General features: G+C 68.3%; 7 protein-coding genes. 2 read left to right on the top strand and 5 right to left on the bottom strand.

Going from position 1 to position 8,653, the window contains the following annotated elements:
- Positions 1–149: 149 nt before the first annotated feature.
- The 3 genes from ACE3QP_RS14375 to lexA form a co-directional block, all read right to left on the bottom strand.
- On the bottom strand, positions 150–635 hold the full coding sequence (locus tag ACE3QP_RS14375; RefSeq protein ID WP_374437102.1) for a nuclear transport factor 2 family protein: 486 nt from the start codon (positions 633–635) through the stop codon (positions 150–152).
- Positions 636–1,660: 1,025 nt separating this feature from the next.
- Complete coding sequence (locus tag ACE3QP_RS14370; protein ID WP_374437100.1) at positions 1,661–1,951, bottom strand: helix-hairpin-helix domain-containing protein; 291 nt, start codon at positions 1,949–1,951, stop codon at positions 1,661–1,663.
- Positions 1,952–1,958: 7 nt separating this feature from the next.
- A complete protein-coding gene (lexA, locus tag ACE3QP_RS14365; RefSeq protein ID WP_374437099.1) occupies positions 1,959–2,648 on the bottom strand; it encodes a transcriptional repressor LexA in 690 nt (229 codons plus the stop codon).
- Between the two features lie 80 nt (positions 2,649–2,728).
- On the opposite strand from lexA, the gene ACE3QP_RS14360 reads away from it, so the two are divergent.
- Complete coding sequence (locus ACE3QP_RS14360; protein ID WP_374437097.1) at positions 2,729–3,664, top strand: asparaginase; 936 nt, start codon at positions 2,729–2,731, stop codon at positions 3,662–3,664.
- Between the two features lie 18 nt (positions 3,665–3,682).
- Positions 3,683–4,435, top strand: a complete 753-nt coding sequence (locus tag ACE3QP_RS14355) for an SDR family oxidoreductase (RefSeq protein ID WP_374437096.1) — start codon at positions 3,683–3,685, stop codon at positions 4,433–4,435.
- Here ACE3QP_RS14355 and ACE3QP_RS14350 read toward each other — a convergent pair.
- Both ACE3QP_RS14350 and ACE3QP_RS14345 read right to left on the bottom strand, forming a co-directional pair.
- Entirely contained in the window at positions 4,393–5,241 is an 849-nt protein-coding gene (locus ACE3QP_RS14350; RefSeq protein WP_374437095.1) for a hypothetical protein, read from the bottom strand. The two genes, ACE3QP_RS14355 and ACE3QP_RS14350, sit on opposite strands and share 43 nt — an antisense overlap.
- Positions 5,242–5,828: 587 nt before the next feature.
- Positions 5,829–8,534 carry a TonB-dependent receptor plug domain-containing protein gene (locus ACE3QP_RS14345; RefSeq protein ID WP_374437093.1) on the bottom strand — a complete coding sequence of 902 codons (2,706 nt, stop codon included), beginning with the start codon at positions 8,532–8,534 and terminating at the stop codon, positions 5,829–5,831.
- Positions 8,535–8,653 lie beyond the last annotated feature (119 nt).

The raw sequence follows: 8,653 nt of genomic DNA, 5'->3' as shown, positions 1-8,653 counted from the left end.
GCTTCCTCGTCGAATTTGCAAGAAATCAAAGTCCATTGGATTGATTTCTTGCAACCCGCGCCATCGGCATTGGCCCGCTCACGGCATCTGCGCTCCTATGAGAACGAGGCCGGAGATGGGTTTTTCAAGGCCGACTGAATAAAGCGCCATCAGCCCTTCGCGGCGCCAGCACCCTTCGCCAGAAACCGCTCCAGATTCCCCCGCGCCTGCTTGCGCACTTTCTGCCGCAGCCAGCCGCTCCAGCCCAGCAGCAGCCCCGGCGCGCCCAGCGCCTGGCGGGACCAGGCCCAGAAGTTGAACTGGTCGCGCTGCTTGCGGATCAGACCCTGGGCGTTGAATTCGAACTGGCTGTCGATCTTGTTGTGCACCATGCGGCCGGTGGCCGAGAAGCGGTAGATCGGCTCCCAATGTGCGCTGTTCGGGCCGATGGGGCCTACGCGCAGTTCCCAGTCCTTGGCGCCTTGGGCCTTGACGGCCGTGCACAGCATGGCCCACATGCCGGCCACCTCGCGCTTACCGCGCAGGCTGAAGGCTTCGTCGTCGAACTCGGCGTCTTCGGCATAGCAGGCCGCCATGGCATCGGCGTCCAGGCGGGCGAAGGCGGCGTACAGGGCTTCGAGGGTGGTTTGGCTCATGGCGGGGGATTGTGGTGCGCTGGGTTGGGTCGGGACATGGGGTGGTCCCGAGTGGGGCGAGAAGCCTTGGGCTGGAGCGCGTGATCGTCGTTGTCGCGCTTGCGCAAGAGCCCGCCGGGTCTCGGCCCGGCAGCCGAGTTCCTTTTCTTTGCGTCGCCAAAGAAAAGGAACCAAAAGAAAGGCGACCCCGATGCCTGCGCCCCAGCCTGCGGCTGGGGTGCCCTGCGGTGCTCGAAGAGCGGGCCCGGCGCAAAACTCGCTGCGTTCGCTGCGCTCACTCCGCTCAGACAGTTGCGCCAAGTCAGAACACGAGGCGCGCTGGCGCGCGCGGGCCCGCTCTTCTGTGCTCCTCGGCTTGGCATAGGGGCGGCCCCGAACAGCCGAACAGCCGAACAGCCGAAGTGCAGGATCACCTATTCAGGGAGGGCGAAGCCGACGGCGGATGCGTTCCATGGCTTCGTCGCCGCGAACCATGGTGACCCTTCCTTCGGCAACGTCGTCACGGCGCTGGCGGGCGACTGAGCCCCAACGGGGCTGTGCAGTTGACAGAGGACGAGTGCAGTCGAGTGCCTGCGCATTGGGCGGTGGGCAGTCTGCAGGGGCTGGAATATCAGGCCCCTTACTGGACTTGTCGATCGATGAAGTCATGGTGCACCTCTGCAGACGCAGGACAGGCTGTTGGCTGTTGGCTGCTGGCTGCTGGCTGCTGGCTGTTCGGCTGTTCGGGCTCTTGCCCCTATGCGCTGCCGAGCAGCACAGCTTGGCTGGGCAGCGCGCGACAGCGCGCGTTCTCTTCATGCTCGGCCCAACTGTCTGAGCGGAGTGAGCGAAGCGAACGCAGCGAGTTTTGGGCCGGCCCAGCCAAGCGAGCAGCGCAGGGGACCCCTTGGCGAAACCAAGGGGCTGCGCATCGGGGCTTGACCTTTTGGTTCCTTTTGGGTCAAGCCAAAAGGAACTCGCCTGCCGGGGCGAGACCCGGCGGGCTATCAAGCAAAGCACCAGCCCGGTCAAAAAGCCAGCAGTCGCTAAAGATCTGGAAACCGCCGCTTCCGCTCTGCCGTGTACTCCCACCAAGCCTTGGCCGGCCCTCCCTCCATGAACTCCACCGCTGCCATGTAGGTATCCAGCACGCAAGGGTCCTGCCGCTGGCCGCTCAAGCGGCACATGCGCTGATAGAGCGCCGCCGCATCCTGCCCCGCCAGCTCGCGCGGGTGCACGAAGCCGAGCTGACGGAAATCCCCCGCCATGGCCTTGCCGATATTGGGGATCTGCTCGAAGCGCTCGCACTCGGCGGCACAGCTGGCCTTGCCTGCCATCGCAAGCTCAGTGGAAGTCGCCGCGCAGCAGGCCCACGGCCAGGCCTTCGAGCGCGAAGGGTTCTTCCGGGCGCACGCGGATGGGCTGGAAGTCGGGGTTCTCGGGCAGCAGCCAAAGCCCGTCGGCGTCCTGCTTCCAGCGTTTGACCGTCACCTCGTCGCCAATGCGGGCCACGACGATCTGCCCGTTGCGGGCTTCGCTGGCCTTGCGCACGGCCAGCAGGTCGCCGTCCAGGATGCCGGCGTCCCGCATGCTCAGGCCCTTGACGCGTAGCAGGTAATCCGGGGTCTGGCGGAACAGCTCGGGGCTGACGGCCATCTGGGCTTCCACATGCTCCTGCGCCAGGATGGGGTGGCCGGCGGCCACGCGGCCCACCAGGGGGAGCATCAACTGGGCCAGGCCAGGGATGGGCAGGCCCAGCTGGCCCTCGGGGGCCGGTTTGCTGCTGCCGCGGCGCAGGCTGCGCAGCTCGCTGCTCTTGAGCCGGATGCCGCGCGAGGTGCCGCTGACGAGTTCGATGACGCCTTTGCGCGCCAGCGCCTGCAGGTGCTCCTCGGCGGCGTTCGGCGATTTGAAACCCAGGGTTTGCGCAATCTCGGCCCGGGTGGGCGGCGCGCCGGTGCGCTCGATGGAGCGGCGCACCAGGTCGTAGATTTCCTGCTGGCGGGGGGTCAGGGCGATCTTGGTGTTGCTCACAGAGGCCTCGCTCACAATGGCTGGATTGGGAAGGCTGGATGGGTATCCAGCCCCTGCATTTTTATCCAGGAGTTGAGGGAATGCCAAGCCAAGTCTTCATCGTCGGCACCGGGGGCACCATTGCCGGCAGTGCGGCCAGCAGCACCGACCATGTGGGCTACCGCGCCGGCGCGGTGGGGGTGGACCAGTTGGTGGCCGCCGTGCCGGCTCTGCAGGGCCAGGCCCTGGCCTTCGAGCAGCTGGCCCAGTTGGACAGCAAGGACATGGACTTCGGCACCTGGGCGCGCTTGGCGCGGCGCGTACAGGCGCTGCTGGACGACCCGGGCGTGCAGGGCGTCGTCATCACCCATGGCACGGACACGCTGGAGGAAACCGCCTACCTGCTGCACCGGGTGCTGAAGCCCGCCAAGCCGGTGGTCTTCACCGCCGCCATGCGGCCGGCCAGCGCCATCAGTGCCGATGGCCCGCAGAACCTGCTGGATGCCGTGACCGTGGCGCGCACGCCCGGCGTGCAGGGCGTGCTGCTGGTGTTTGGCGGCGCGGTGCATCGGGCCGACCGGGTGCGCAAGGTGCACAGCTACCAGGTGCAGGCCTTTGCCTCGCCCGATGGCGGGCCGGTGGCGCTGGTGGAAAGCGGCAGCCTGCGCCAGCTGGCGCCTTGGCCGGCGGGCGATGGCCTGGGGGCCGAGCGCCTGCCGCTGGAGCCGGCGCAGTGGCCGCGCGTGGAGCTGCTGTGGAACGCCGCCGGCGTGGATGGCGCCTTGGTGCCGCTGCTGATGGAGCTGGCGCGGCGTGAGGGCCGGCGCCTCGGCCTGGTGGTGGCGGGCACGGGCAATGGCACGCTGGCCAACGCTCTGGAAGCCGCGCTGCGCGGTGCCATGGATCAAGGCGTGGCCGTGCTGCGCAGCACGCGCTGCGCGGCCGGGCCGGTGATTGGCGGCGAGTTGCCCAGCGCCGGGGCCTTGAGCGCGCCGCAGGCGCGGGTGGAGCTGCTGCTGCAGCTCTTGTCGAATTAGCCAACCAGGGAGCGCGCGATGCAGATCCGGCCGGTGGTGATCGTGACGGGCGCCAGCAAGGGCATCGGCGCGCACACGGCGCGGCGCTTTGCGGGTGCGGGTTACGCCGTGGTGGCGAACTTCCACCACGATGCGGCGGGCGCCGCGCAGCTGGCGGAGGAGATCCGCGCCTCCGGCGGCGAGTGCCTGACGGTGCCGGCCGACGTGGGGAATGAGGCCGAGGTGCTGGCCCTGTTTGACGCCTGCCAGCTCGCCTTCGGGCCGCCCACCGTGCTGGTGAACAACGCCGGCATCCTGATGCCGCAGGCGCGGCTGGAGAACTTCAGCCTGGAGCGCATGCGCACGGTGCTGCAGACCAATGTGCTCGGCACCCTGCTGTGCTGCCGCGAGGCGGTGCGGCGCATGTCCACCCGCCATGGCGGCAGCGGCGGGGTGATCGTCAACCTCTCTTCGGTGGCCGCGCGCAGCGGCTCGCCGGGCGAGTACATCGATTACGCCTGCAGCAAGGGCGCCATCGACACGCTCACCAAGGGCCTGGCCACCGAGGTGGCGCAGGAGGGCATCCGCGTCAACGCGGTGCGGCCGGGCTTCATCCACACCGCCATCCACGCCAGCGGCGGTGAACCCGGCCGGGTGAAGCGCCTGGCGCCGCGCGTGCCGCTGCAGCGCGGCGGCCAGCCCGAGGAGGTGGCCGAGGCGATCTTCTGGCTGGCTTCGGATGCGGCCTCTTACGTCACCGGGTCCGTGCTCGATGTGACGGGTGGTGTGTAGCGCACGGGTTCGCGCTCCAGGCGCTGCATCAGCGCCTCCATGAAGCGCCGCTTGGCGTCCAGCGCCGGGTCTTGTGCGCTCCAGGCGATCACGCGTTCGCGGTAGCCCGGTGTCAGCAGCCAGCCGAACAGCTCGGCCTTGTCTTCCTCCGGCCCATAGAGCGCATAGCGGCTGACGAAGCCGGCCTGCGGGTGGCCGAGGTTCTGGAAGTTCTTGCCATAGGCCGTGGCACCACCGGCGCCGTACTGCGCGCCGGGCGGGTTCAGGGTCTGCCATTGCGGGTCGCGTGGGTAGTAGTGGCCGAACAGGCGGTGGTCGATGAAGTGGTAGAGCTCGTGGTGGGCGCGCAGCTCGATGCCGGCCGGGCAGGCGGGTGGGCCGCCGACATCCGCGTACACCACGCTGTCGCGCTCGGCCGCCGGCATGGCGCGGCGCATCTGGCCGGCCACCGTCAGGCCTTTGACGAATTCCAGGCGCTGCAAGCCGATGTGGCGCAGCAGCTGCGGGCGGTAGCGCTCGTAGGAGGGAACGACGATGGCCAGCAGGCCGCGCAGGCGCTCGCGGTCTTCAGCGCTGTCGGTGAAGGGCTGGCCTTCCGGGGCGTGCCATTGGGCTTGCAGGCCGATGGCTTGGAGGCGCTGTTCGGCCTGCTTTTTCAGTTCGACCAGGGTGTTGGATGCGGTGCCGAACGGGGGGTACCGGACTTCGCGCGGGCATTCGGCGGCGAGGCTGTCGTTGGGGATGGGCGGGGTTGTTGTGGCGCAAGCGGCCAGCAGCAGGGGTGTGAGGGCGAGCAGTGCTTTCATGACTTTGGAGTGTCTTGTTGTGTGGGTGGCGGCTGATCGTGAAAGCCCGTGGGGTCTTCAACCCCACACCCCGACCCGCGTTTCTTTGCTGCGCCAAAGAAACGCGGGGCAAAGAAAGGCGCTCAATGCGCACAGTCGCCCTAGGGGCGAACTGTGATGGCGGTGCTTGGGCTCACACTCACACGAGCCCTCATCTGACTCCGACGGTCAGGACAACGAAGGCGCCCGGAGTACCGGTCGTCCCTGGCACCGCAAACCATCACCCTTGGCGCTCCGTAGAACAGACCCCCAATGAGCACCAAACCCCGCTCGCAGATGGTTGGGGGTCCGTTCATCGCAGAAAGCCTGTGATGGTTTGCAGTGGTCTAGTCGGCCGGTACCCCGGCCAGCTTAGTGCCCGGGTTTTCGAAGGCAGAGAAGGGGTGATGGAGCCATGTGAACCAGCCGTGCAGTCGCGGCCGACCCTAGGTCGGCTGCGTGCATTGGCGCCTTTCTTTGCCCCGCGTTTCTTTGGCAAGACAAAGAAATGCGGGTCGGGGTGCAGGGGTTGAAGACCCCTGCGGGCTCTCACTTCAACGACTAAAAACTCACCAGAACTTGTACTTCACCGACAACTGAAAGTACCGCCCCAGCTGGTTGTGATACGCCGGGTTGAAGCCCTGCAGATAGGCGATCCGGTCCGCATCAAACGGCGCCTCGGCATCGTCCACATTGCGCACCGAAAGCCCGATGTCCAGATCCTTCACCCCGCGCCAACCCAGATAGGCATCCGCCGTCAGCCAGGACTTGACGCGGCAGTAGTCGGGCCGTGGCGTGGCCTGCGTGGCGTAGCCGCAGTTCACGCTCGAATCGGACGCCAGCTGGTAGGCCCCGGTGTGGTTCCAGTTCAGGCTGAACTGCCACACGCCCCGGTCCCAGGCCAGGCCGAAGCGGTTGCGTTCCTTCGGGCGCAGGTAGTAGCCCACCGTGTCTTCCAGCGGCGCATCGGGCGCATTGGCCTGGGCGTAGCGCGAGAGGCGGTTGTGCGTGAACTGCAGGTTCATGCGGCCCAGGCCATCGGGCAGCATGAACTGGAAGCGGGCCTCGGCGTCGATGCCGCGCACCTCGGTCATGGCCAGGTTGGTGGCGGTCAGGTAGATCTTGTCGATCTGCCCCGAGGCGGCGCCGCGCTCCACCTTGCCCGGAAACTCGGCCTCGTGGTCGAGCAGGTAGCTGGTGCTCATCGAGGCCACCTCGCCCTGGCGCTTGATCTCGTAGGCGTCCAGCGCCAGGCTGAAGTCGCGCGTGGGTTGCAGCACCAGGCCGAGCGAGCGGCTGCGCGAGGTCTCGGCGCGCAGATCGCCGGCATTGCCGTACACGCCCACCACATAGCGGTCGCAATCGGGGTTGCTGGTTTCGAAGGTCGGGCAGCGCTTGGGGTCGCGCACCTTGATGTAGTAGGTCTGCACGCCGGTGTGCTGCTCGGGCAGGGTGGGGGCGCGGAAGCCCTCGGCCCAGGTGCCGCGCAGCAGCAGCTGCTGCAGGGGCTGCCACTTCAGGCCGAACTTGGGCGTGCTGGAGCGGCCGAAGTCGCTGTTGTCGTCCCAGCGCGTGGCGGCGGAAAGCTCCAGGCCTTTGCGCAGCGGGGCGATCGCCTCGGCATAGGCGGCCGTGACGCGGCGGCTGCCGCTGGCGCCCTGGATGTTCCAGAGCGAGATCGCACCCTCGGAGAACAGGCGGTCGGGCACGGAATCGACCTTCTCGCGCCGGTGCTCGGCGCCCAGGGCCACGGCCAGGGCGCCGCCGGGCAGTTGCCAGAGTTCGCGGCTGGCGCGCACGTCAAACGAATCGGTGGCGGTGCGGCCGATGTTGCTCATGCGCGGGTACAGGCGCGCCATCAGCTCGGGCGGGTTGGCGGCGGCATTGCCCAGGGTGAAGCTGGGGCGCACCTTGCCGTTGGCGTCCAGCACTTCTTCGAGCAGCACCTTGTCCTGCAGGAAGCCCTGCACCGTGCTTTCGGTGCGGGCGCGGGAAAGCAGCAGGGCCGTCTCCCAATCCCAACCCGCTGCCGTGCCGCGCAGGCCCAGGGTGTAGCGCTGGTTCAGGGTGTCGCTGCCCATGGCGGCGGGCACGTCGTTGAAGAGGTAGCGCACACCCACCTCGGCATTGGGCAGCGGGTTCTGGCGGTGGCCCACGGGCAGGATCAAATACGTGATCTGCGCACCCGGGGCATTGCCGTACTGGCCCAGCTTGTCCACCAGGTCGTAGGTGTAGTAGCCGTAGGAATCGGTGGCGTAGCTGAAGCTGCGGGTGTTGTAGACGGTGCGGGTCAGCGCGGCGTCGGCAAAGGCCTCCAGGCCACCGGGCAGGGCCAGCACGCCGGCGCCGTACAGGCTGTCGCTCTCCCAGCCGGCCACCAGGTTGACGGCCTGGGTGTTGTCGTTCACGCAGCGGCCGTTCAGCGCCGGCGTGCTGCCGCTCACCGGGGTGCAGGCTTGGTCCAGGCCGGAGAGAGGGCCGATGAAGTTGGCGGGGTCGGTGTTGTAGGTGCCGGAAGTGGGCGTGAGCTTGTAGACGTTGCGGTAGAAGCTGGAGCGCCGGTCGGCCATGTCGAAGCGGCGGAAGTCGGCGTTCTGGGTGCGCCAGCGGTCCGCCGCGCGCACCGGGTCCTGCTCGCGGTGGGCGGCGGTGACGAAGACGTTGTAGCCCTCGTTGGCCACATTGCCCTTGCCCCAGCTCAGGCTCAGCGAGGCCGATTGGCCGTCGCTGCGCGAGCTCAGGCCGGCGCCGGCCGTGGCCACCAGGCCTTCGAAGCCCTTGCGCAGGATGATGTTGACGACGCCGCCGATCGCATCGGCGCCGTAGATGGCCGAGGCGCCGTCCAGCAGGGTTTCGATGCGCTCGATCGCGTCCACCGGGATCGAATTCGTGTCCACGAAGGAGGCGCTGCCAAAGCCGAAGGGCGCGACGCGCCGCCCGTTCACCAGCACCAGGGTGGAGCCCACGCCCAGGCCGCGCAGCGAGATGCCGGCGCTGCCGAAGGTCGAATCCACCGGGCCATCGGTGGCGATGCCGCCGACATTGCCGGCCGGCAGGTTGCGCAGCAGATCGCTGAGGTTGAGCGCGCCGGAGCGCTGGATGTCCGCGCGGCTCAGCACCTGCACGGCCGAGGCGGTCTCGGCCTCCAGGCGCTTGATGCGCGAGCCGGTGACCTCGACGCGTTCCAGCGTGGTGCTGGTCTCTTGCGCCCAGCAGGGCAGGGCGCACAGCAGGCTGAGCGCCAGGGGGTGAAGACGGGGCAGAGGGGTGGGCATGGAGAGCGGATGGGGGGGTGACCGATGCGGCGCGATTCTTCGCAGCCCCCCGGCGCCCTGCGCGCCCATTCCTGCCCGACCGATACAAAACTGCGCCGCCCTGCGCCCCGCCGCGGGAA

This window comes from Inhella sp. (genome assembly GCF_041912635.1).
Taxonomy (GTDB): Bacteria; Pseudomonadota; Gammaproteobacteria; order Burkholderiales; family Burkholderiaceae_C; genus Inhella.
The sequence above is the reverse complement of the archived record's forward strand: the minus strand, read 5'-3'. Positions and strand labels throughout refer to the sequence as shown.

Excerpts from the sequence above, each read along its gene's own strand:
- ACE3QP_RS14345 (WP_374437093.1), bottom strand. The coding sequence starts at position 8,534 with ATGCCCACCCCTCTGCCCCGTCTTCACCCCCTGGCGCTCAGCCTGCTG.
- ACE3QP_RS14350 (WP_374437095.1), bottom strand. The coding sequence starts at position 5,241 with ATGAAAGCACTGCTCGCCCTCACACCCCTGCTGCTGGCCGCTTGCGCC.
- ACE3QP_RS14360 (WP_374437097.1), top strand. The coding sequence starts at position 2,729 with ATGCCAAGCCAAGTCTTCATCGTCGGCACCGGGGGCACCATTGCCGGC.
- ACE3QP_RS14370 (WP_374437100.1), bottom strand. The coding sequence starts at position 1,951 with ATGGCAGGCAAGGCCAGCTGTGCCGCCGAGTGCGAGCGCTTCGAGCAG.
- ACE3QP_RS14375 (WP_374437102.1), bottom strand. The coding sequence starts at position 635 with ATGAGCCAAACCACCCTCGAAGCCCTGTACGCCGCCTTCGCCCGCCTG.
- ACE3QP_RS14355 (WP_374437096.1), top strand. The coding sequence starts at position 3,683 with ATGCAGATCCGGCCGGTGGTGATCGTGACGGGCGCCAGCAAGGGCATC.